General features: G+C 69.2%; 16 protein-coding genes and 1 tRNA gene. 3 read left to right on the top strand and 14 right to left on the bottom strand.

Annotation, left to right across the window (positions count from 1 at the left end; translation table 11 throughout):
- Positions 1-47: 47 nt before the first annotated feature.
- Positions 48-965: a bifunctional DNA primase/polymerase gene (locus tag LWC33_RS15415; protein ID WP_308190951.1), complete on the bottom strand. Its 918-nt coding sequence runs from the start codon at positions 963-965 to the stop codon at positions 48-50.
- The gene (locus LWC33_RS15410; protein ID WP_233305128.1) at positions 962-1,453 is read right to left on the bottom strand and encodes a bifunctional DNA primase/polymerase; all 492 of its coding nucleotides are present in this window, start codon (positions 1,451-1,453) and stop codon (positions 962-964) included. Before LWC33_RS15410 ends, LWC33_RS15415 begins: the two co-directional genes overlap by 4 nt.
- Positions 1,454-1,529: 76 nt before the next feature.
- Between LWC33_RS15410 and LWC33_RS15405 the strand changes: the two genes are divergently transcribed.
- Positions 1,530-1,946: a hypothetical protein gene (locus LWC33_RS15405; RefSeq protein WP_233305068.1), complete on the top strand. Its 417-nt coding sequence runs from the start codon at positions 1,530-1,532 to the stop codon at positions 1,944-1,946.
- A gap of 5 nt (positions 1,947-1,951) precedes the next feature.
- On the opposite strand, the gene mobF is transcribed toward LWC33_RS15405, so the two are convergent.
- The 8 genes from mobF to LWC33_RS15360 form a co-directional block, all read right to left on the bottom strand.
- Positions 1,952-6,214, bottom strand: a complete 4,263-nt coding sequence (gene mobF, locus LWC33_RS15400; RefSeq protein ID WP_233305067.1) for a MobF family relaxase — start codon at positions 6,212-6,214, stop codon at positions 1,952-1,954.
- Positions 6,215-6,311: 97 nt separating this feature from the next.
- The gene (locus LWC33_RS15395; RefSeq protein ID WP_233305066.1) at positions 6,312-6,998 is read right to left on the bottom strand and encodes a helix-turn-helix domain-containing protein; all 687 of its coding nucleotides are present in this window, start codon (positions 6,996-6,998) and stop codon (positions 6,312-6,314) included.
- Positions 6,995-7,612, bottom strand: a complete 618-nt coding sequence (locus tag LWC33_RS15390) for a hypothetical protein (RefSeq protein ID WP_233305065.1) — start codon at positions 7,610-7,612, stop codon at positions 6,995-6,997. Before LWC33_RS15390 ends, LWC33_RS15395 begins: the two co-directional genes overlap by 4 nt.
- Complete coding sequence (locus LWC33_RS15385) at positions 7,609-9,423, bottom strand: type IV secretory system conjugative DNA transfer family protein (RefSeq protein WP_233305064.1); 1,815 nt, start codon at positions 9,421-9,423, stop codon at positions 7,609-7,611. The genes LWC33_RS15390 and LWC33_RS15385 overlap by 4 nt, the downstream gene beginning before the upstream one ends.
- Positions 9,423-9,944 (bottom strand): hypothetical protein, encoded by a 522-nt coding sequence (locus tag LWC33_RS15380; protein ID WP_233305063.1) that lies wholly within the window; start codon positions 9,942-9,944, stop codon positions 9,423-9,425. The genes LWC33_RS15385 and LWC33_RS15380 overlap by 1 nt, the downstream gene beginning before the upstream one ends.
- Positions 9,941-10,336 carry a WhiB family transcriptional regulator gene (locus tag LWC33_RS36530; RefSeq protein WP_372476614.1) on the bottom strand — a complete coding sequence of 132 codons (396 nt, stop codon included), beginning with the start codon at positions 10,334-10,336 and terminating at the stop codon, positions 9,941-9,943. Before LWC33_RS36530 ends, LWC33_RS15380 begins: the two co-directional genes overlap by 4 nt.
- Complete coding sequence (locus LWC33_RS15365; protein ID WP_233305062.1) at positions 10,333-10,560, bottom strand: hypothetical protein; 228 nt, start codon at positions 10,558-10,560, stop codon at positions 10,333-10,335. The genes LWC33_RS36530 and LWC33_RS15365 overlap by 4 nt, the downstream gene beginning before the upstream one ends.
- Complete coding sequence (locus LWC33_RS15360; RefSeq protein ID WP_233305061.1) at positions 10,560-10,799, bottom strand: helix-turn-helix domain-containing protein; 240 nt, start codon at positions 10,797-10,799, stop codon at positions 10,560-10,562. The genes LWC33_RS15365 and LWC33_RS15360 overlap by 1 nt, the downstream gene beginning before the upstream one ends.
- A gap of 215 nt (positions 10,800-11,014) precedes the next feature.
- On the opposite strand from LWC33_RS15360, the gene LWC33_RS15355 reads away from it, so the two are divergent.
- Positions 11,015-12,118 (top strand): helix-turn-helix domain-containing protein, encoded by a 1,104-nt coding sequence (locus tag LWC33_RS15355; RefSeq protein ID WP_233305060.1) that lies wholly within the window; start codon positions 11,015-11,017, stop codon positions 12,116-12,118.
- Here the strand turns inward: LWC33_RS15355 and LWC33_RS15350 are convergent.
- From LWC33_RS15350 to LWC33_RS15335, 4 genes are all read right to left on the bottom strand, one after another.
- Complete coding sequence (locus LWC33_RS15350) at positions 12,104-12,520, bottom strand: NUDIX hydrolase (RefSeq protein WP_233305059.1); 417 nt, start codon at positions 12,518-12,520, stop codon at positions 12,104-12,106. The two genes, LWC33_RS15355 and LWC33_RS15350, sit on opposite strands and share 15 nt — an antisense overlap.
- 247 nt (positions 12,521-12,767) lie before the next feature.
- Positions 12,768-16,364, bottom strand: coding sequence for a P-loop NTPase fold protein (locus tag LWC33_RS15345; RefSeq protein WP_233305058.1), 3,597 nt, complete (start codon positions 16,362-16,364; stop codon positions 12,768-12,770).
- Positions 16,365-17,328: 964 nt separating this feature from the next.
- The gene (locus LWC33_RS15340; RefSeq protein WP_233305057.1) at positions 17,329-18,837 is read right to left on the bottom strand and encodes a tyrosine-type recombinase/integrase; all 1,509 of its coding nucleotides are present in this window, start codon (positions 18,835-18,837) and stop codon (positions 17,329-17,331) included.
- 92 nt (positions 18,838-18,929) lie between these two features.
- A tRNA-Thr gene (locus tag LWC33_RS15335) sits at positions 18,930-19,001 on the bottom strand.
- A gap of 65 nt (positions 19,002-19,066) precedes the next feature.
- On the opposite strand from LWC33_RS15335, the gene LWC33_RS15330 reads away from it, so the two are divergent.
- Complete coding sequence (locus tag LWC33_RS15330; RefSeq protein WP_233305056.1) at positions 19,067-20,518, top strand: threonine/serine exporter family protein; 1,452 nt, start codon at positions 19,067-19,069, stop codon at positions 20,516-20,518.
- Positions 20,519-20,532: the final 14 nt, after the last annotated feature.

The raw sequence follows: 20,532 nt of genomic DNA, 5'->3' as shown, positions 1-20,532 counted from the left end.
CGGGTTGGCGGACACGACACGAACGGCGCCACTCGACCCGACCAACATCAACACCAGCGCTCACCGGTGGCCCCGCCTCGGATGCGCCGCGGCATCCGCCGTCCGTAGGCCAGTCCGTCGTCCACCGTGCGCGCCACCTCCGCCGCGGTGCACCCGTCCACCCCGATGTGGCCCGCGGCAGCATCGCGCAGCGTCTCGCGCGCGGTCTCCTCTTCCAGCTCGCCGCCCCCGACCAGACGCCCCAACGTCCTGGCCGCCTTCAGCAACGTGTCATGCCGGGTCCCGGTGCGCGCAGCGGCGACCAGCGCCGCCTCACCCTCCACAATCGCCCGGACATACGCCCCAGCGCGGCCACGAGACAGTTCGAGCGCCTCCCCGCCGCCAGCGGGAGAAGACGGGATCTGCAATGGCGCAGGCCGCAGAGCCTCGACCAGCCATTCCGGCAGCTCGGCGACCGGACCGCGATGCAGCAGCCGATAAGAGCCCTCCGCGCGCCGTGATCCCGCCGCGACGACATAGCCGCCATGCGCCCTCGTGTCCACGCGCCAGCCCAAAGCAGCGACCGTGTTCCTCAGCTCCAGGCCCTCTGGGGCGCGGAAGTAGAGGTGCCGCCCGTTCGGCGTCGCCACCGAGTAGGTGTCCCACGGCGGCTCGCTCCCGGCCCGGCGCGCAAGGATCTCGAAGACCTCCGCCCCGTCTTCCGCCCCGGCGAACTCGGCAGGCGCCGTGTCGCCGTGACCGCCGTCGAGATCCACGACGACCAGCCCGGACCTCCCAGCGGCCACGCCGATGTTCAACGGTGCCCCACCACCCCACCAGCGATGGATCTGCGCCCGATCCGTCGTCGCCCGCAGCTCCCACCTGTCGACCAGCGGCGTCTTCCCGCCCGGCGCCACCGGGAACACGCACCAACCCCGCGACGCTGCAGCCAACGCCGCCCGCAGGAACGAACTCCTCGTCCTCACCGCGAGCCCCCCAGCCGCCGCGACGGCGACCGACCCGCCACCGCTCCTCGTCGCTGACGACCCGCAGATAACCCGGCAACCACGAACTCGGGCCCACCACCTGAGCCTCGTCCCTGCCGTGGCTGAGACCCTCCGTACCACCCGTGGATAACGCTACCGGTCTGCACGGCAAGTGTGTCGAGCGGCGGCTCCACACCGTGGTCGTCGGCGAGCGCGACCAGGACGTCCGCGCCGTCCCGGATGCCGGGCCGGTCCCATTCGGCCGGGCGGACCGTGTCGGGCTTGGGTCGGTCAAGGTCCAGCACCACGAGCCCGGATGGGCCGCAGGCGATGCCGATTCCGAACGGCCCCCGCGTCCACGCCTTTCTGATCCTCGCCGGGTCGGTCGTCGCCCGCGTCTCCCAGTCTCGGATCGCGGGGCGCTTGTCGTTGGGGCGCAGAGGGAACACGTGCCAGCCGCGAGCGGCGTGGGACAGCGCGGCGCGCATCAGCTCATCGGAGGCCATGACGGCTCCCGCGCATCGGCCGATCCGCCTGGTCGGGGCGGCGTGCGATTCTGCAGGCATGCGCGTCACCGAGCGCGATGTCGACCGCGTCCCACCGGGCAACCTGCACGTGCCCCGGCGGGACTTCGGCGTGCTCTGGATCGCCGCCGAGCAGAGGTCCGAGGCGCAGGGCGGTCGAGGTGTCACCGACTACGAGGCGGGTGCGGTCGCGATCACGTGTCGTTGGCTCGCCCGCGCCTCGGTGGACGGGCCGGGTGGGCGTCGTCGGCTCGCTCATGCGCCGATCACGAAGTCTGCGCGGCTGGCGCGCGAGGAGCTGATCGAGGCCGAGTACCTGGCGGCGGAGACGTTGGCCGCGCGGGCCGCGCCGCCGGAGTGGCTGGTGGCGCGACCGGGCTACCTGGCGGCGGTGTGCGCGACGCTTCGCTGGGCGTGGCGCGGTCGCGGTGCGGCGCCGACGTGGGATGCGTCCTGACCTGCTCATGCTCGCTCCAGGGCGTCGTCGTTCGTGAGGTCGAGGTCGAGGTCGGCGACCGGTTGGGCTCGGAGGACCTCTTGTTGATGGGCGTCGTAGGCGTCGCGGGCCTCGATCTCGGCCAGGGCGCGGTGGGCCTGCTCGATGGCGACTGCCGTCTCGTCGGCGGAGGGGACTCGGACCGTGTCGACCGAGTGGTCGTCTGATCTGTTCTGCTCGCGGATGTCGGTGTCCGGGCGGACCCGCTCGCGCGGCTCGGCGTCGAGTTCGTACTCCTCGGTGATCTCGCGGTGCCGGTCCTCGACGGCCTGGTCGGCGCGGTGCGCTGCCAGCCACTCCTCGGCGGTGACCGCCGGCTCGGGCTCCTCCCCCGCGTGCCGCAGGGCGAGTTCCGCCTGCGCGCGTTCGCCGGCGGCTCGGGTTGCGGCGGTGTGGGCGAGCCAGCGGGCGCGGGCGTCGTCGACCTGCTGGAGTTCCTCGGCTCGGCGGTCGAGGACGTCGGCGAGGGCCGCGGCTTCCCGGCTCTGTCGAAGCAGAGCGGCTGGTTCGTCGGCTGTTTCCGCCTCAGCGGCTCGCAGGGCGGCGGTGCGTCGGTGGGCGTCGGCGGACTGGTGGGTGCCTGCGAGCTCGTTTGCGACGTAGCGGGGTGCCCAGTTCTCCTCGCGCTCGGCGGCTCGGACTCGCACGCGCAGCTGACCGTCGGACATCTCGATCTCTTCGCGGTCGATCTCGGGGCGGCCGAGTGCGCGCCAGGCCGCCCGGTAGGCGGCAAAGGCCTCGACCTGGCCGGGCGTCGGTGCCGAGCCCAGGGCGTCGGTGTCGTCGTGGTGGTCGCGCAGCTCGCGGTAGGCGGCGACGGCACCGACGGCGGCCACCCACGTCTCGCGTTCCGTCATCTCCGTGGGTGGTTGGCCGAATGCCTCGACAGCCCAGGACGGGGGTTCGGTCGCGGCTGTCTCGCCGAGCTGTGTGGCGCGGTCGTCGGCGGCCTGGGCGAGCTTGTCGAGGTAGGTCTGCCACTCGCTGTCGTCGACGCGCGGTGTCCACTCGGCCCAGGTCTGGCCGATGGGGTCGAAGCGGTGCCTGTCGGTGATCCGGCTGTAGATGACGTTGGTGGCGTTGCGGGCGCCGTCGAGGGAGCGGTCGGCGACGGCGTCGTGGAGGACCTGGCGGGCGTCGAGCCCCGCCAGCTCCGCGCTGCGCAGGACGCGGGTCAGCGAGGCGGCGCCGTCCTCGGCCGCGATGCGGGAGCGGTCGCGCAGGCTGAGGGCGCCGGCGAGAGTGAGTTCGTCGAGCCAGGTCGCGGTGCGTTGGGTGGCGGCGAGGTGGGCGGCGTCGGCGAGGAGCTCGGCCGGGGTCCGGACGTTCTCGGCCTCCTCGGCGGATCGGGTCGCGGTGGCGAGGGCCGAGTGCGCCCCGGCGCGGTCGTCAGGGTCGAGGACGAGCGCGACCGCGGCGACCGGGTCGCGGCGGATGGTCTGGTCGTCGCGTCCGTCGGCGGGATCAGCGACGGTGCTCTCGGTGGCGACGTGGGCGAGGTTGCTGTCCCGGCCGCGGGACATGCCGACGTAGAGCGCCTGGGGACTGGTGCGTGGGGTGACGACGATGTGGCTGGTGTCGACCGTGCGCCCCTGAGCCGAGTGCACCGTTGAGGCGTAGGCGAGGGCCAGGTTCTCGGCGACGTAGGCCGCGGGCAGGACCATTCGATCCTCGCCGACGGCGACCTCGAGCCCGCCGTCCTCGCGCACCGCCGTGACCGTGTAGGTCTCGCGGTTGATCGGGCCGCGGCGGTTGCCCTCCATCCCGGCGAGGTGCCAGCCGTTCGCGCGGGCCTCGACGAGATCGCCGACGCCGGCGTAGGTGCCCTGCCGCCCGAGCGGGACCCCGTGCTCCTGGACTCGGCCGAGCCGGACCAGCTCGGCTCGAAGGGACGCGGAGAGGGCGGCGGCCCGCTCGTTGGTGTCGACGACCAGCAGCGATCGCTTCCCGGCGAGGGTGTCGGCCAGCCACGCCTGCGCCGCGGCGGTCTCGGCCTGCTCGACGGCGCCGGAGTCCAGCAGCCGACCTTGGCGGTGGTACTCGCGCAGCACTGCCTCGTCGCCGCTGCGCAGTCGCAGCGAGGCGGTGCGTTCCCAGTCGTGGGTGAAGCGTCGGGCGTCGGCGAGCTCGTAACGGGCCCCGGACGCGGCGATCAGGTCCATCCCACCGCCCGCGCCGACCGCGGCAAGCTGCTTGTGGTCCCCGACCAGCAGCAACTTCGCCCCGGCGGCATCCACGTGGCGGTGAATCGCCGCGAGCGCGGGGGTGTCGGTCATCGCGGACTCGTCGACCACGACCAGATCCCCGGCGCGCAGCCGCCACGGCCGGTCCTCGTCCCGGACGGTGTCCTCCGAGACCGGCGCCGCGAGATGGTCCTGGGTGGCCAGCCACCGTGCGACGTTGCGCGTGGTGAGCCCTTCTCCGGCGAGGACGTCGGTGGCGACCTGGGAGGTCGCCAGTCCGAACACCCGCCGCTCCCCGGGATCACCGTGCAGCGCCGGATCGGCCCAGGCTCGGGCGAGTGCGCCGACGACGAACGACTTCCCTGTTCCCGCCGGCCCGACCAACGACTCGACGCGAGCCCCCGACGTCAGCACGCCGCGCACCGCGGCCGCCTGGTCGACGCCGAGCTCGATCCCCGACTCCCGCAGCCCCTCGAGGAACCGCTGGGCCTGCTGCGCAGCGAGCGCGGCGGCGTCTCGCTCGGTCGTCGAGGCGACGAGGATCCGCTCGGTCTTGAGCTGGCCGGGTGTCGCGTAGAGCCGGCCGCCTGGTGCTTGGTAGGCCGACTCGCCGTTCTCCAGCCGCAGCTCGGCCGGGAGTGAGTCGGCAGCGGGACGATCGGTGTCCAGGGGAACCGCGTAGGTCAGGGCCTGGTCGGTGAGGTCGTCCAGCACGGTGGCGATGTCGGTCCCGTCGGGGGTGCCGAGGTAGTCCGGGAGCGCGGCGTTGATCGCGCGGGTCAGGTCGGAGCGCGTCCAGCCGGCCTTGCGGGTCTGGACGTCGGCCAGAGCAGTCTCGATCACCGCGCGAGGCGACCAACTCTGCGGTGCAGCCGAGGAGTCCCGCGCCTCGAGCGCGGACCGCGCGACTCCGGCGAGCCCGTCGACGACCTCGGAACGCAGCTGGGCGTCGACGCGGTCGAGGACCTGAGCGCGAGTCTGGCCCTCGTGGGACTTGCGCCGCCGGGTCATGAGCGTGGCCTGTCGGGCGAGGCGGTCCCGCTCCAGCCCGTTCGGGGTGCGGCCGAACCGCTGCTCGTAGTCGGCGATCAGCTCGGCGGCCTTGGCCGTCACGTCGCGACGGCGGGAGGAGATTAGCGCCATCGCCTCGGGGGCGATGCCCTTGATCTCGCGCGCCTTGCCGTCCGGCCGGGTGGCGATCGAGACGCCGAGGGCGTGGGTGAGCCGCTCCTCCGTCGTCCGCTCCGCGACGGCCGCCGCGCCCGCGCGCCACCGATGCATGCCGCGGGAGTCGAGGGTCCGCCAGGCGCCGTCCGGGGACTCGACGCGATTCAGGACCGCGTTGTGGATGTGCAGCTGCGGGTCGTGGTCGCGGGAGTCGTGCTGGAAGAACGAGGCGACGACCCAGTCGTGCGCGTCCACGTAGCGGCCGGCGGCACCGCCGTGGTGCCCGACGCGGGAGTAGCCCGACTTGGCCGACAGGTACTCCAGGCCGGCGTTGTTGCCCGCCCAGATCGCGTCCTCCACCGCCTGCCGATAGCGCTCCCACGCCGCCGCGGACTCCGTGTCACCGGCCGCCGCGGCCTTGACCTGTTCAGCCTCGAAAGCTGTATGCAGCAGCGTGACCGACTTCTGAACGCTGAACGTGACGTCCAGGAACGCGACGTTCCGGCGCGCGGCCTTGCCCGCCTCCACCCGGAGTTCAGCGCGGCGTTCAGGGCTCGCCTTCGGCTCCCGCGCCAGCGCCGCCGCGTACAGCGTGTCCTCGGACTGGTACCTCCGGCCGGTGTGGCCGAGGGTGAACACCTCGTCCCAGCGCGACCTGTCGCGGAAACCCTCCTCACGCGGGTCGAGGAAGTGCTCGTAGAGGCCGGTCATGTCCTGGGCGTCGACGAGCCCGCGCAGCCCGAGTTGCTCGGCGCCGCGGCCCCACCAGCGCCCGGGCGGCTCGCCCTCGGTGACCGCGCCCGTGTAGTAGTTCTCGCGGCCCGTCGCGACCTCGCGGAGCAGGTACTCCGGGCTGTAGCCGACGGCGATGCTCAGCACGGCGACCACCGCCGGGAACCGGCCCCGTTGATCACGATGCCTAGGTGTGCGGCTCTTCGTCGTGGTGGTTTTGTCTGGTTCTGAAGCTCGGTGGTGATCATGAGGAGGTCCTGTCGTCGTCCTGGGGACGTGGGACGAGGTGGAGGGACTTGGTCTGGTCTCGGAGGGCTTTGAGGGCCTTGGCGGCGGTGCCTCGGGAGACCTGGGCACGCTCCTGGAGCTCGGAGACCGTCGGGAGACGGCCGTGCTCGGCCTCGTGCGCGCGGGCCTCGGCCCGGGCGTGGTCACGCTGTGGCGACTCCACCGGCCGCGCCGGCTCCGCGGGCGGTAGCTCGACCTGCGACTGAACAGCGGGCGCCTGTACAGGCTCGGGCTGCACACCCGACTGTTCAGCGGGCCGTTGAACAGCGCTGTCCTCGGCGAACAGGTACAGCAGGTGTGCCACCACCGCCGCCGCCACGGCCGGCCAGGCGCCGATGCCGAACCGAACGGCCGGTGACGCCTCCAGTCCCTGTTCACTGGCGAGGTACACCGCCTGTGCCAACCCGGACAGCCCGGCCGCCACCACCACGACCGCCCACGCGTACCGGGCCGCCGAACCCGAGAGCCGCGCCGTCGCGGCGTAGGCGACCAGCGCGAGGCCGTCGGTGATCAGCGGGTAGAGCCACGCGATCCCGGACGGGACTCGGGAGGCGATCGCGACCTCGTAGAGCCCGTGGGCCGTCGCGGCCGCGGCGCCGATGGCGACGGCCAGGCCGGGCAGCCAGATCGCGCGAGCCGTCACGCCTGGCCGTCCAGGGCCTGACGAATCGCCGCCGCCGTCGGCTCGGGCTCCGGGGCGACTCCGTTCCGGCGGTGTGCCCACCACTCGCTGATCGCCGTGAGGTCGTCGAGGCTCGGTACCTTCGCCGCCGACCCGTCGATCGAAGGCCAGCCGGGTCGCGTCCGGTGGTTGTCCCGAGAGCACGTGCCCGCGTACTGCCGGATCCGGCGCACCACCCCCGGGCGCAGCCGCTCGTGCCAGTCGCCCGCCAGGACCACCGAGGCGCCGTCCGCCCAGTAGGCTGCGTCCCAGGCCTGCATGAGCCAGGCCAGCTCCTCGACGACCTCGGGATGCCAGCACCAGCAGTCCGGGAAGGTCTGCCGCGCGTCGGCGTACCGCAGGTACACCCGACCTAGCCAGTCGCCGACGTCGTCGAGCAGGCGATGGACCTCCTCCTCGTCGACCGGCGCGCTCACCCACGACCTCGGTGGCACGGACTGCCCACGCGACGCGACGGTGGAGGACAGACGGGCAACGAGCTGGGCGAGGTCCTCTACCCGGACCGCCAGTGGCTGGACGAGGCGCCGGACTCCGTCGACCTCGCGGGCCAGCCCGGCGACGGCATCGTCGTTCACGAGTCCTCCTTGGCCGGAACGAGCTCGGGGTTGTGCCGGATCTGGCGGAGCTCGCGGAACATGCGGTTGGCGTCGGTGACGCGGCGGGCGGGCTCGTCGAAGCGGTCCGGCCAGCGTCGGGCGAGCTGGACGAGGACGCGCTCGAGGACGTCGTCGCGCCACTCGGTCGCGATGTCGAGCCGCTCCCGCCACCGGGCCGCGCTGTCGAGCCGCGCGAGGGCACGTCGGTTCGCGCGGACGTCGCGGCGGCGCCATGCCATCTGGACCCGTCCGATGACCGGCGGGATTCCGCGGCGGATGACGAGCACGCGTCCCGCGGGGAGGTTGGCGATCTGGGCCGGAGCGAGGACCGGGACCTTCCGCACGCTGCGGCTCGTCCCGCGCCCGTGGACGTCGGTGGTGGTCACCGGCTCGTCGCGCTCGCCGGTGAGGGTCGACCAGAAGTGCAGGTCCTCCCTGTCCCGGGTGCCGCCGAAGACCATGACCGCGCCGGTGTTGTTCAGGATCGTCGCCGTGTCGTACTCGCCCCAGCGCGCGAGCAGCTGCGCGCGGGACTGGAAGGCCGCCAGGATCGTCACGCCGCGGCCGCCCATGTCCGCGGTCCAGGACTGCAGCGGTACCGGCGAGATCAGCGCCGCCTCATCGAGCGCGAGGGTCAGCGGCGGGTCCAGGCGGCCACTCGGTTCCCGGGCCGCGAGTCGCCGCGCCTCCCGGGCGATGTGCCCGGTCAGCGCACAGACGAGCGGTGCGGCGTGGGACTCCTCGGCGCCGAGCAGGTAGATCGTGGCGCGCTCGTCGAGCAGCTGCCGGATGTCCAGGCCACCGGGCTCGGCCGCCGCAGACGCCGCCGGCGAGGTGAGCCAGCCGAGCGCGGGCATGATCGTTGAGGTGATCGACGTCCGGGTGCGGTCGTTGGTCGAGACGAACTGAGCCAGGTCCTGCTCGAACGCCGGGTCCGCGCTCTGGCGCAGCAGGCCGGCCACCTCGCGCTGGGCGCGTTCGGGGTCAGCGACCCACTCCAGCACGTCTCGCATCCGCCGGTCGCCGAGGGCTGCGGCGTGCAGCAGACCGGCCAGGATCCGCCGGGCCTGTGCGTCCCAGAACTCCCGGTCGCCACCACCGCGCGGGGTTGCGCCCAGCATGTCCGTCGCCCGCTCGGCCGCGGTGACGGCGTCGGAGCATCCGGTCAGCGGGTCGAAGGTGAGCGTGGACGGGTGCTCGCCCAGTCCGACTGCATTGAACACGTACACCGGGCCGCGACGAGCGCGGATCGGTGCCGTCAGGTCGTGGAGGTCCGTGCGAGTGCTTGTGACCAGGCACGCGCCGGGAGCGTCGAGGATGCGGCCGGCGAGCCACCCGGACTTCCCGGTGCGTGGGCCGCCGAAGATGACGACGACGTCTTCGATCGACGCCCAGACCCAGAGCAGCCCGGATCGGCACAGCCGCACTGCGACGTCGACGACGCGGAACCGGCCGGTGAGCCTCGGCCGGACGGTCGACGCTCGGCAGCGCATCGCAGGTCCGGAGGCGACGCGGGCGATGTCCAGCGTCGATGCCACGCCGACCTTCCGGCGGCTGCGGGCGCCCCAGCGCGACACCGTCGCTGCGGACCGGGTCCAACGATGCACCGCGAACCCGAGGGCGGATGCCCCGACGACCGCGACGATCGGCCAAGCCAGTGCCTGGAGCATCCCGACGCCTGGCAGCACTGTGAGGAGCGCGAGCACCGAGGCCATCGCTCTGCTCCCGCGGCGCCAGGCGATCAACGCGCCGCCGACAAGACCGCAGACCAGGAGACCGACGGTCAGCATCAGACCTCCTCGATCCGGGACGCGGCGATGTCTGCGGCGTGCCGCCGGCACAGCCGGTCGTGACCGGTCTCGTTGTTCGCGGGGTGGCCGTCGAACGGCCCGTGATCGCGGACCCGCTTCCCACAGGACTCGCAGCGCCACCAGGCGTCGAGACGGTGGAAGGACTCACGGAACGGCAACGGCCGGTTCTCGGCGATGAGCAGGAAGGCCAGGATCGCGGGCAGCTCCTCAAAGTCCGCAGCTCGGATCCCGAGGGCCTCGGCGATCTCGTCCCAGGTTCGGGCGGCACCGCGAGCCTGCTCGGCGTAGCGGCGGATCTCGGCGTTGGCCACGTTGCGTGCGGCGACCGCGGCCCGGATCCCGGCCAGCGGGTCGTCGATATCGGTTCTGGTTATGAACGGAAGTCCTTCGAGGTGGGTCTCGACGGTGCTCGCGCCGTGCACCTCGCACGCGGCCCGTCGGATCTGGTCCTGGACGACGAGCACGGCGCGCGCACCCGGCGTGATGTCGTAGCGGGTCATGCCGAGATCGCCGCCCGCCAGCGTTCGACGGTCCGGTCGGTCACCCCGCACCGGGCCGCGACGTCCTGCGTCGACTCGCCTTGCGCGATGAGCGCGAACCCGGCCGCGCGGATGTCGTCGCGCGGCGACGGACGGCGCACGCGCCCCTTCAGCGGCTCGAGCGACTCGACTCGCGCGCAGCGGCGTTCCTCTGCCGTGAGCCCGCCCGCGATGCCCACGTGGATGTAGAGCGTCGACCACTCCAGGCACGCGTCCCGCACGGGGCACCGCGCGCAGACCTTCTTGGCGGCAGTCACCTGGTCCTCGCAGAGCGGCCCCTCCTCGACGACCGGGAAGAAGAGCTCCGGGTCCTCGCCGACGCACGCGGCCTGCGCCCTCCAGTCGGCGCTCATCCCTGGCCTGTCTGGGTCGCGTCGGTGAGGACCGGCGTGGTGGTGTCGTTGAGCGTCGACATGAACGAGGCGACGGCGCCCGGCAGGGCCGAGCCCGCGGGAGTCGCGACGAACAGGACGAGCGCCACGAGCGAGAAGACGATCGCTCCGCCCGGGAACCGGGCCTTGGCGCAGAGGAACGCACCGACGATCGAAAAGAAGATGAGAACTCCGACGGCTTCCATCACGCCCCCTCGGCGGTGAATACGGCGGCGTCGACGACGCTCTGTGCGGTCACGGCGGCCTCGGCCATCGCGTCCACCGCGGCGGCCGGGACGATCAGCCGGCCGCGGATCTTGACGGCTGGGAACTCGCCGTCGGCGATGGCGCGGTAGACCGTCACCCGCGACATCCCGAAGATGCGGGCGACCTCCGCCACGCTGTAGAAGCGGGGACGCGCCCCGTCTGAATTGGTCCCAGACATGTCCACCTCATCTGTGCAAGCTGACCAACTCAGTAAGGAGCCGGCCGCGATTCCGATCCAGTCGCCCTGCCTCGTGCTGTGGACAGAGCGTCTCCCTGTGGACAGGAGTTGCGACAGATGACTCGGGGTGACACGGGATGACGCGCCCGGCGGATCAGGGTTGATTTCTGCAGCTCAGAGCGTCATCGTGGAGCGGGAGTCGATCAGGGGGCGCGATGAGCAACAGGCTTGCGCAGGCTCGACGCGAGCGCGGCTGGACGCAGGAGCGACTCATTCACGCCCTCCGCGAGACCGCCCGAATTCACAATCGTGAATTGCCGGCGTCGGCGAGTCTCAAGCGCCGAATCGCGGCATGGGAGAACCAGGGCAAGGGCATCAGCGAGCAGTACGTCGAGCTGCTCAGCGAGGTCTACGGCAGGACGCCGTTCGAGCTCGGCCTCGTCGCAGAGGTCGAGGCGCCGGTTGTCGAGCTCGAGTCGATCCCGACCTTCACGCGGCTCGACGACGGCCTCGTCGGGCTGCTCCATGACCAGACGCACAACATCCGCCTCATGGACCGGCGACTCGGCGGAGACGCGATCTTCCGGCAGACCCGCGCGCACGTTGACCAAATCGAGTCGCTCCTCCGCTACGCCATGCCCGGCACCCACCGGGAGGCCGCAGCCGACGCGCTGAGCCAGGCCGCCGCCCTCGCTGGCTGGCAGGCTCTCGACAATGGCCGTCTCGACGAGGCCTGGCAGCTTCACGAGACCGCGGTCAGGGCGGCCCGTGAGTCTGGCGTCGCCGCCGAGCTGGGCTACGCCCGGGCGCAACAGGCCTACGTCCTCATCGACGCCGGCGAGCACGCCGCGGCACACCAACTCATCAGTGCAGCCCGCGCCGAAGCGGCGTCGTCAGTCCCTGGTGCGTTGACCGCCTGGCTCCTCGCCGCCGAGGGCGAGTCCCTGGCCCACCTCGGAGACCGCGACGGCGCGCTCCGGGCCCTCGACGCCGCAGCAGACGTCATGCCTGACGTCCCAGACGACGAACTCCCCTACGTCATGCTCGACGCAGGCCACCTGGCCCGCTGGCGCGGCAACTGCCTGGCCCGCCTCGGCGAGACCAGCGCAATCGACGACCTCACCTCCGCACTCCAGGCGATGGGCGAAGGGCAGTACGGCCGCGCTGAGGTCAGCCTCCGCGTCGACCTCGCCCTCGCCTTCCGCGCCCGCGGCGACCTCACTGAGGCCCGCCTCCACGCGCGCCGCGCCAACGAACTCGCGGGCCGCACGGGCTCGCAGCGTCAGCGCCGCAGGATCAAGGACCTACTCGTCGCCTGACTTCGACCCGCCCAGCGCCAGCAGGTGGAGCAGCCCGACCAGCGAGCCAGAATTGACGATCTTGCCCGTCCGGATCAGCTCGGGGACGTCACTGAGCGGCACCCACTGGAACTTGCCCTCGTTCAGCTCCGTCGGGTCCGCGACGAGCTCCGCCCCCCGGGCGAGGAAGACGTGGTGGGCGTTGCGGACCATGCCGATCATGGGTTCGAAGGTCACCAGGTGCTCAATGTTCCGCACCCGGTACCCGGTCTCCTCGAGCACCTCCCGCGCCGCGGTGTCGATGGGCTCCTCGTTCTCGTCGAGCAGGCCGCCGGGCAGCTCCCAGTTCCAGATATCGGGCACGAAGCGGTGGCGCCAAGACAGCAGGACGTGCTGTGCCACGCCGTCCAGGACGACCGTCATCGCTGCGGGTGGAAGCGTCAGCGTGTGATGCTCGAACCGCTCACCAGTCGGCATTTCAACATCTGCCAGGCCAACGGTGACCCAATCTGACGAGTAGACATCACGCTGACCGTGGACGACCCAAGCTGCTGTTGCCTTCGGACCACCGGTCACCTGACAAGCCTAGCGCCCATGGCGCTTACCCGAAGTCTCACTCACGACGACTCGACGGGCGGATCCGCCTTCACGGAGGGAACCCTCGTTCTGATTAACCGAAAATTCGATCAAGGAGGCTCTTCTTCCGCAACAGATTCAACTCCCGCAAACGACTGCCAATCGCACCCTTAAATACTTCAGGACTTCGCTCTGCTGCTGACTCTAGCGATGCGCGAATTTGATCGGTCAAACCTCTCGGCGCACCATTAAGATGCTCGATAATCTTCACACCCAATCGAATGTTCCCTTGCACCGAGTCATCCAACAAATGAATCGCGAGCTCACCAGCTGCGACTCGCGCCTTCGGGTCCTCAATCGCTGCGGTCCGGAGCTGATCGATCGTGCGATCCCTGTCGGCTTGACGGGCCTGAGATTCAACGCGAGCCGAGATTTTCTCCACTTCAGGAACACCGATTCCTAAGGATCCAGCAATCCGAAGCAGGCTTGGTGGGCGATCGGCGTCGGCCAGACTTATCCAAAGACGAGTAGCATCAGACTGCGAAATTCGTTCGACGAAGTCGCCGACTGCGCCCTCTGGCAGCCCTAGAGGTGAACCTGCAATTTCTACGACCGAGTCGATGGGCGGGACACTGTTAAGCCACTCCGAAACTAGCTCCTCGGCTGGGCGCCCCCCTGCTGCCGATCCCACCTCGACGACAGCTGAGGCTGGCAACGGAACCATCCGCGCCCGGACTCGTAAGGCGATCTGAATCCTAGCTTTCAGCACAGCCGGAACGACCTCGGTCGTCATAGAGGCGACCTTGGGCTCCGCGACCTCAGCAGCTTCTTGCGCCAGGACTCCAACCGAGTCGATCAGGCTGAACACGTTCGCTGAGCCCGCACCTACCTGACCGGCGCCTCGGACGACATCATCTGCCAAAGCACTCATCGTGACCGCGTCGGAGCCGTCAGCCAGGTACGAGACAGACTCCCAGACAGCCCGACGACGAATCACGGTCGAACTATTCCAACCTATTCCCAGAAGCAGTCCCACGAGGTCCGAAACCACGACACCAGTTGCCTCGGCCGAAAGGCCTCCCGAAAGTTCTAAGGCGCTGAAGACTTTGATGACCGATTCGTGATGCGCCGAGTTTTCGTCTTCCAGCTCAGCGTATCCTCGCTTGGATACTGTCTTCAGTAGCCGGTCGTCACGCTCCTGTCCATGAGTGAGATGCCCTAGCCACCAGTCCCAGTCGGCAGCATCTCCATATGCGATCGCTTTCGTCGCAACTTCATCCCTGGCGTCAACGTCCAGCCGAGCCATGAAGGTTTCAGCCTGGGCTCGAAGAACACCTTGAATTAAAGGCTCGGCCGGGCTGCGCTCGAAATCCTGCCCAAACTCCACGACAGCTTCGAGCAACGCACTGCTCGACTCATCCCGCCCGACTGCACTACGCAGCACGCTGCCGTACATGTCGGCCGCTTCGGCAGGCGTTGTGTCGCCTTCCTCGCGAGTTCGAGAGGAAGCGGGAGAACCAGTGGCTCGACTCGGAGTCGAGGGGTCAGTAGAGGCGGCAGGCGGCGTCGCGATCTCGACGAGCAGATCATTGAACTTGGACTTGGTGGACTCCCAGAGCAGCAGCGCTTTCTGCTCGGGCAGTTGTCTCAATGCCGAACAAAATTGGTCCACTGGGCCGAACTGGAGCAGAATCCTACCGACTACTTCCATCTTCTCCGCCGGAAGCTCGAGAAGTGCTGGGAGCAGGCGGCCCTGCAGATTATTGTCTAGCGTCGTGTTCTCCACTTTCGCCAAAACACGATTCACCAGCTCGAACGCCCCTGCGGCCGTTCCGATGAGCAAAGCTCCCGGGAGCATCTCAGCGCGCTCGTCGTCGTTGACCACGACGAACACGCTCGGAGACGCTACTCGCGAAATACCGCGTAGTTCGTCCGCTCCAAGCTTCTCTGCAAGCCTGCAGGCGATCTCGATCAGATTCGTTCGACCAGGCCCGAACTCGGAGTCCGACTTCTCGGCGAGCAATCGAACTGCAGTAATGATGTCCGCCGTCTTCGCGCCGTCAAGTTCTTGCAGAACCTCTGCCGGATCGGTATCAGCTGCGAGATCGATAGCTTCCCCGAATCGGGGATCGTCGAGCCCTTCACTTGGACCCGCACCCTGAACATAGATCAAGTCCGGCCGCGGGTCCGGGATCCCTGCAGCTCGCGCGCGTCGCAGGTACGCAACAAGGCGAACTTTGAGCTGATTCTCCGCTTCTTGTTGATTGGAGTCTCCTGGGCTCGCGATCAACTCGCCCGAAGGGCTGCCTGGGTCGGCAAGATCCGAATCAGTGGCAACGGTGAATCGGGGTAGGTATCGTTCTACAGCTTCACGTAGGGCTTCGTCTCCGCCCTCTACATCTGCTTCCAGCAGCCATCCCGCCAGCTTTGGAAATCGCTGCAATTCCGTGGCGAAGCTAGCAAACTCGGTCTGCAGTACCGTAAGCTTTGCGATCTCAGTAGCGCGCCCGAGACCGTCGATTCCTCGCGCCTGAGCGATTCGCACATTAGTAGCGAAGGCATTAAGAAGAACTTTCACGCGGCGCGGACTTCGGACATGCTTAGGAACGAGTGTGTAGACGACCTCGTCAAGACTTTTGAGAGCACGGAGCTCCGCCCATAGCCCTGCGCGCTCCAAAACCAAAGACCGTGCAAATCGAGTTAAGGTATACGATCTGAGAGGCGGCAGAGCGACCTGATGCTGGAAAATCTTGTCAATAAACTCCCCTGGGGTCGAGTAGTACGGATCGTTAGGCCTTACAGGCTTAGCCTGGGGGACCTCTTGCAATGACTTTTCGAGAACGTCGCGGTCGGCGGCAACTACGAATACACAGCCTGGCTGATCTAGGAACGTCTTAAGGTCGATCAGGGTCGAGACGACGTCCGCGGGTGCGCATCTATCCAGCTCGTCTATGAAGACGATGAGCCGCCGCTTCCCGCTCTTAGTGATCCTGCTTGCGAGATTTTCGAACTCCTTTGAAAACTCATCGTCACCCTCAGGAGCAGGCCGCGTCAACTTGACGTTGACGGACTCCAGCACCTTAGGCCCAACAATTAGAGCAGCCAGCGTGATGCCGAGGAATGAGCCAGCCCCTGCCAGATTGAAGGCGACCTGCGCCTTGAAAGCCTCTTGCCTGAGCAGCATGCCGATCCAGGAGATCAGCACCAGCCAGCCAGCTGCCAACCCGACTGCGAGAGCCAGTCCTATCAGGATTGATGCCCAATTCTTTCGCAGCCATAGACCGAGCTGGAGCTCGTTACGTTCCTCATTCCTGTAGAGATGTTCCGGATCTCTAGACGATCCAGTTCCCAGCTGCTCCGAGATGCTCGCAACAAAGTTGCGCTTGAGCGACTTCCCGCCGTACTTCCATGCGTCGTAGCGAGCTATTGCAGCTTGATTCGGGTTCGCGTTGACCGTAGTTCGTATCGAATCGTAAACGCTAGACTTCCCTGACCCCCAGGGGCCGAATAACGCGATATTCGCTGGCGCCTGTACTGCAAGAGCCAACTGCGCCAGCTTGCTGGCGATCGACCGGTGGTCGAACTCATCACGTTCACCGCTAGCCAGGGCTGAGTCGGGAAGTACATCGTCAGGCTTAAGTACTGCGGAGTACGCGCACGACTGCTTCGGTGGCCGTTCTGTCTTGCCCAACCGGTCGACTCCTCCCCGTGCCAGAGCCGCAAGGTATCAACCGGATGAAACTGTGTGGGCGGCGCCTGGTCGGAAGGGCCAGGAGTCGGGTGGCTCGGCGAGACCAGGAGAACTTGAGCCGCAGGGACGGCGTAGTCGAAGTGCTCGACCGCCCCGTATCCCCCTCCCCTCGGTCAGCCAGTCCCCGTTGGCCTCGCGCCTCACTATGTCGAGCTGTCGCATGTGCGGGAGGACCAGGTTGGGATCCCGCGGTCGCTCGGGCCGCTTCGGCATCCCGGACCCCAAGCCGTGCGCGGCTCGCTGGTGTGCCTCAGACACCAGGCGGTGTTCGTCGTGAGTGTTGTCTTACCTCTCTCCATGGGCCAGTCGACCGGCCACGGTTCGAGGGTCGCCCCGGCAGCGATGAGTTCGTCGCCGAGTCACCGGCGAACTCCTGGAGGCTGGTGTCGATGCCGAGGCGGTCACACTGCGGGCATGCCCCTGGTCACGCTGTCCGGGGTTATGAATGTCGAGCCGGTTGGGCGCCCGAGAAGGAGTAGGCGTCGGGGCACAGCCTCGTGCCAGCTGCTGGCAGAAGGCCTGAGGCGGGCCATCTGCTCCTTCCGAAGAGGTGCGGTCTCGGCGTCGAGGCCGATGGGGCCGTTGCTGGTGGGTCTCCAGGGCACAGTCGCCCATGCTCAGCCGGGCTCGCGGCACCCTGGAGCCGGGGGTCTCGCAAGCTGGGGTGAAGCCTACCGACTCGACGCAGACCCCCAGAGTTCGCCGCGACGGACGCCGCTCGAGCGGCGGTCCAGAGGCTCTGACTCGTCCCCGGACGCCAGCAGGGGATGACATGGTTCGGTGTCCCCGCACCTCTTCCAACTTCTGTCCAGCTCAGTTGAACAGACCGAGCCCATGCTGAGCCCCAACCCCGAGGTCGCCGTGGTCCCTGGTGTACCGCCCCGCCCGGTATCTTGTCTGCCGGCTACCCCGCCTCGAGATCGTCCTGGCCTTCGCGTCGGGCAGCGATGATGTTCGGCGCTGACGCTCGCGCAAGGACGGCTCCACGCTTGGCCGTGGCTAGCGAGACGCGGTGGCGAATCATCATGGCGTCAAGGGCGGGGCTCTGGTCCAGGAGAAGCTCACCGCGCAGGATCTGGCTCACGACGTCCGCTGCGACCCGCTCATACGGGAACCGCGGCCGGGACATGATGCGTTCAGCCTCACTCAACTCGACAGGACGCTTCGGCATGCGGGCCGCGAAGCCGCCTGCCGCGCGCTGGTCTGCTTCCGCCACCCAGGCGGTGTAGGTCTTCAGCGTCGTAGTGCCGCCTCCGCCATGGCCAAGGCGGCCAGCGACCGTCTTGACGTCGACACCGGCCAGGATGAGCTCGGTCGCGGAGTAGTGGCGCAGCTTGTGGATGGTCGTGTGGATACCGAGGCGTTTCACGAGGCGCTCGTAGCGCTGCGTCACTCCGTCCGGTCGGAGGTGCGTCGAGCCGTCTGGGTCGTGGGAGAAGACGAAGGCGTCTCGTGGGAGCTCGAAGCCGAGGCTTCGCGCCTGCTGCTGACGCCGGTCGCGGAGCTCGCGTAGGAGCATCGCGGTCTCAGCGTCAAGCGCGATCCGACGCTGCTGGTGGGTCTTCAGCTCCGCCTCAGCGAGGACGTCACCCTCCTTGCGGACGGCATGGCGCAGCCAGATCGACTCCCGGCCCTCTTCGAGGTTCACTGCCGACCAGCGGATCGCGCAGAGCTCGCCGCGGCGCGCCCCGGTCGTCATGGCCACCCAGACGAAGATTCCCCACTCCGGGTCCTCCCACGCGGCGCTGACGATGGCTGCGGACTCCGCCGCCGTAGGCGGCTGCGGGTTGGGAGCGGAAGCCGGCGGCGGCTCGGCCATCTCGCATGGGTTCACCGCGACCCAGCGCCACCTCTTCGCCTTGCGAAAAGCTCCCGAGAGGATGAAGTGGATCTGCCGGACCGTCGACCGTGCGAGCGGCTTGCAGCGATGGGGCTTGCAGCGCTCGTCGCAGGTGTGCTCCCGCGCTGTCCGGTGGTCGATGAGGCCCCGTTGCCGCTTGCAGTGCAGCCGGCAGCGACGCAGCTCGGCGTATAGGGCGTCCAGCATCTCCGGGTCGAGGTAGCCGACCTTCGTCGATCCGAGCAGCGGGGAGATGTGGTTCTTGATGTGCCCGGTGTAGAGCTCGAAGGTGTTGGGCGCTCCGTCGAACTGGGCCATGTACTTCTCGAGGAGCTGGTCGATGGTGGCGCCCGTCCGCGGGTTCCGCCGCTCGTCGACCTCCGCGAGCAGCCGGTTGAGTGCGGCCTCGGCCTCGCGGTCCGCGCGAGGACCCCTCGGGACGATCTCGGTGAGGTAGTGACGTCGCTTCGTCACTGGGTCGATACCGGCGTAGACCCGCACCCGGAGGGCCCCGCTTGGCAACGTGTCGATGCCGCCGCGTGCTCGCCGCTTCCCACCCGTCGCCCGCGTCATGCAGAGCAACTAAGCACGACTCGCGTCACGAATGATGTCATGACGTCGGTCCGGCTCTGGCTGAGCGAAGCGACGCTGCTGGTCAGGCGCTGAGCCGGAGGTCGGGATCGAACCGACGACCTACTGTTTACAAGACAGTTGCTCTACCACTGAGCTACACCGGCACCACCGGACTCACGCCCGGCAGCCCACATCGTAGAGCGCCGCGGTCGTTTGGCAGCCTTGCCCTGTGGTGGACGAGCTCAACCCCGCCGAGCGGCTGGCGAACCGGCTCCGGGCGACGCTGAAACGCGACGCCCGTCGACTTCTCGCGGCGGGTCCGCCGACGTTGCCCATGCTCATGGTCGGGCCGCAGGTGCCCGACGACGCCCGGACGCAGGAGGTCCTCGACTTCTGCATGCGGGTCGGCGAGGTGCAGCTGTCCAGCGGGGAGAGCGTCGGCGTGGTCACCGACCTCATGCTGCGGCTCGCGGAGATCTGCGGCCTGCCGGCGGTGGACGTGGACATCACGTTCACGTCCATCACGATCTGCTGCCACCGCGGCAACGCGGCCTCGCCGGTCACGTCGATGCGGCTGGTCAAGTACAAGACGCTGGACCTGACCCGGCTCGCGGCCGTCGACGCCGTGGTCGACGCCGTGGTGGAGGGCCGGCTCGACGTGCGGGCCGCGGCCCGCGAGCTCGACGACGCGGTGAACGCCCGCCACCCCTACCCGCGCTGGACGGCGACGGCGGGCTGGGGCGCGCTGGCCGGCTCGATCGCGATCCTGCTCGGGGGCGGGGTCGTGACGGCGATCACCGCCTTCCTGGTCACGGGCGCGATCGACCGCATCGGCCGGATCCTCAACCGGTGGGGCCTGCCCGCCTTCTTCCAGCAGGTCACGGGGGGTCTGCTGGCCACGACCGTGACGATCGGGCTGTTCGCGCTGGGGCTGTTCCCGCCGGGCACCCGGCCGTCGCTCGTCGTCGCGTCGTCGATCACCGTGCTGCTGTCCGGGCTGTCGGTGGTCGGCACCGTGCAGGACGCGATCTCCGGCTACTACGTCACCGCGGCCGGCAGGGTCGCGGAAATCACACTTCTGTCGGCGGGCCTGCTGACCGGAGTCGTGCTGGGCCTGAAGCTGGGTTTCGCGGTCGGCGTCGCGCTCGACGTCGCGGGCACCGTGTCGGCGAGCGTCGGGCGCTTCACGTTGGCGCTCCTCGCGGGTGCGGTGGCCGCCGCCGGCTACGCCCTGGCGGGCTACGCGCCGTTGCGCGCCCTGCTCTTCGCGGCCGGGACGGGTGCGCTCAGCTGGGGTGTCTACAGCGCGCTGAACCAGTACTCGGGCATCGGGCCGGTGGCCGCGACGGGGATCTCGGCGATCGTGATCGGCATCGGGGCGGGGCTGCTGCGCCGGACCCGTCAGGTGTCCTCGCTGGTCGTGACGCTCGCCGGTGTCACGCCGCTGCTGCCCGGTCTGACCGCCTACCGCGGCTTCTACCAGCTCGCGGTCGAGGGGCTGTCCGAAGGCCTGGTCACCGTCACGCTCGCACTGGCCATCGGCCTGGCGCTGGCCGCCGGCGTGACGTTCGGGGAGTTCCTCGCCCGGCCACGGCTGCGCAGGGCGACGGACGACACCGAGCCCGCGACGACCGCCGACGTCGACGAATCGGAGCCCGCGAACCTGCCCGGCGGTCAGTAGGGTTCTCCACGAGG

Origin of the sequence: Pseudonocardia terrae (assembly GCF_021343995.1) — a bacterium.
Taxonomy (GTDB): Bacteria; Actinomycetota; Actinomycetes; order Mycobacteriales; family Pseudonocardiaceae; genus Pseudonocardia; species Pseudonocardia terrae.
Note: the sequence above shows the minus strand (reverse complement) of the source record. Positions and strands in the feature narration are given on the sequence as shown.

What these genes read in the sequence shown, in the direction of transcription:
- LWC33_RS15410 (WP_233305128.1), bottom strand. Translation starts at nt 1,453, where the DNA reads ATGCGCGCCGCGCTGTCCCACGCCGCTCGCGGCTGGCACGTGTTCCCT.
- LWC33_RS15405 (WP_233305068.1), top strand. Translation starts at nt 1,530, where the DNA reads ATGCGCGTCACCGAGCGCGATGTCGACCGCGTCCCACCGGGCAACCTG.
- LWC33_RS15385 (WP_233305064.1), bottom strand. Translation starts at nt 9,423, where the DNA reads ATGCTGACCGTCGGTCTCCTGGTCTGCGGTCTTGTCGGCGGCGCGTTG.
- LWC33_RS15380 (WP_233305063.1), bottom strand. Translation starts at nt 9,944, where the DNA reads ATGACCCGCTACGACATCACGCCGGGTGCGCGCGCCGTGCTCGTCGTC.
- LWC33_RS36530 (WP_372476614.1), bottom strand. Translation starts at nt 10,336, where the DNA reads ATGAGCGCCGACTGGAGGGCGCAGGCCGCGTGCGTCGGCGAGGACCCG.
- LWC33_RS15365 (WP_233305062.1), bottom strand. Translation starts at nt 10,560, where the DNA reads ATGGAAGCCGTCGGAGTTCTCATCTTCTTTTCGATCGTCGGTGCGTTC.
- LWC33_RS15360 (WP_233305061.1), bottom strand. Translation starts at nt 10,799, where the DNA reads ATGTCTGGGACCAATTCAGACGGGGCGCGTCCCCGCTTCTACAGCGTG.
- LWC33_RS15355 (WP_233305060.1), top strand. Translation starts at nt 11,015, where the DNA reads ATGAGCAACAGGCTTGCGCAGGCTCGACGCGAGCGCGGCTGGACGCAG.
- LWC33_RS15350 (WP_233305059.1), bottom strand. Translation starts at nt 12,520, where the DNA reads ATGACGGTCGTCCTGGACGGCGTGGCACAGCACGTCCTGCTGTCTTGG.
- LWC33_RS15340 (WP_233305057.1), bottom strand. Translation starts at nt 18,837, where the DNA reads ATGACGCGGGCGACGGGTGGGAAGCGGCGAGCACGCGGCGGCATCGAC.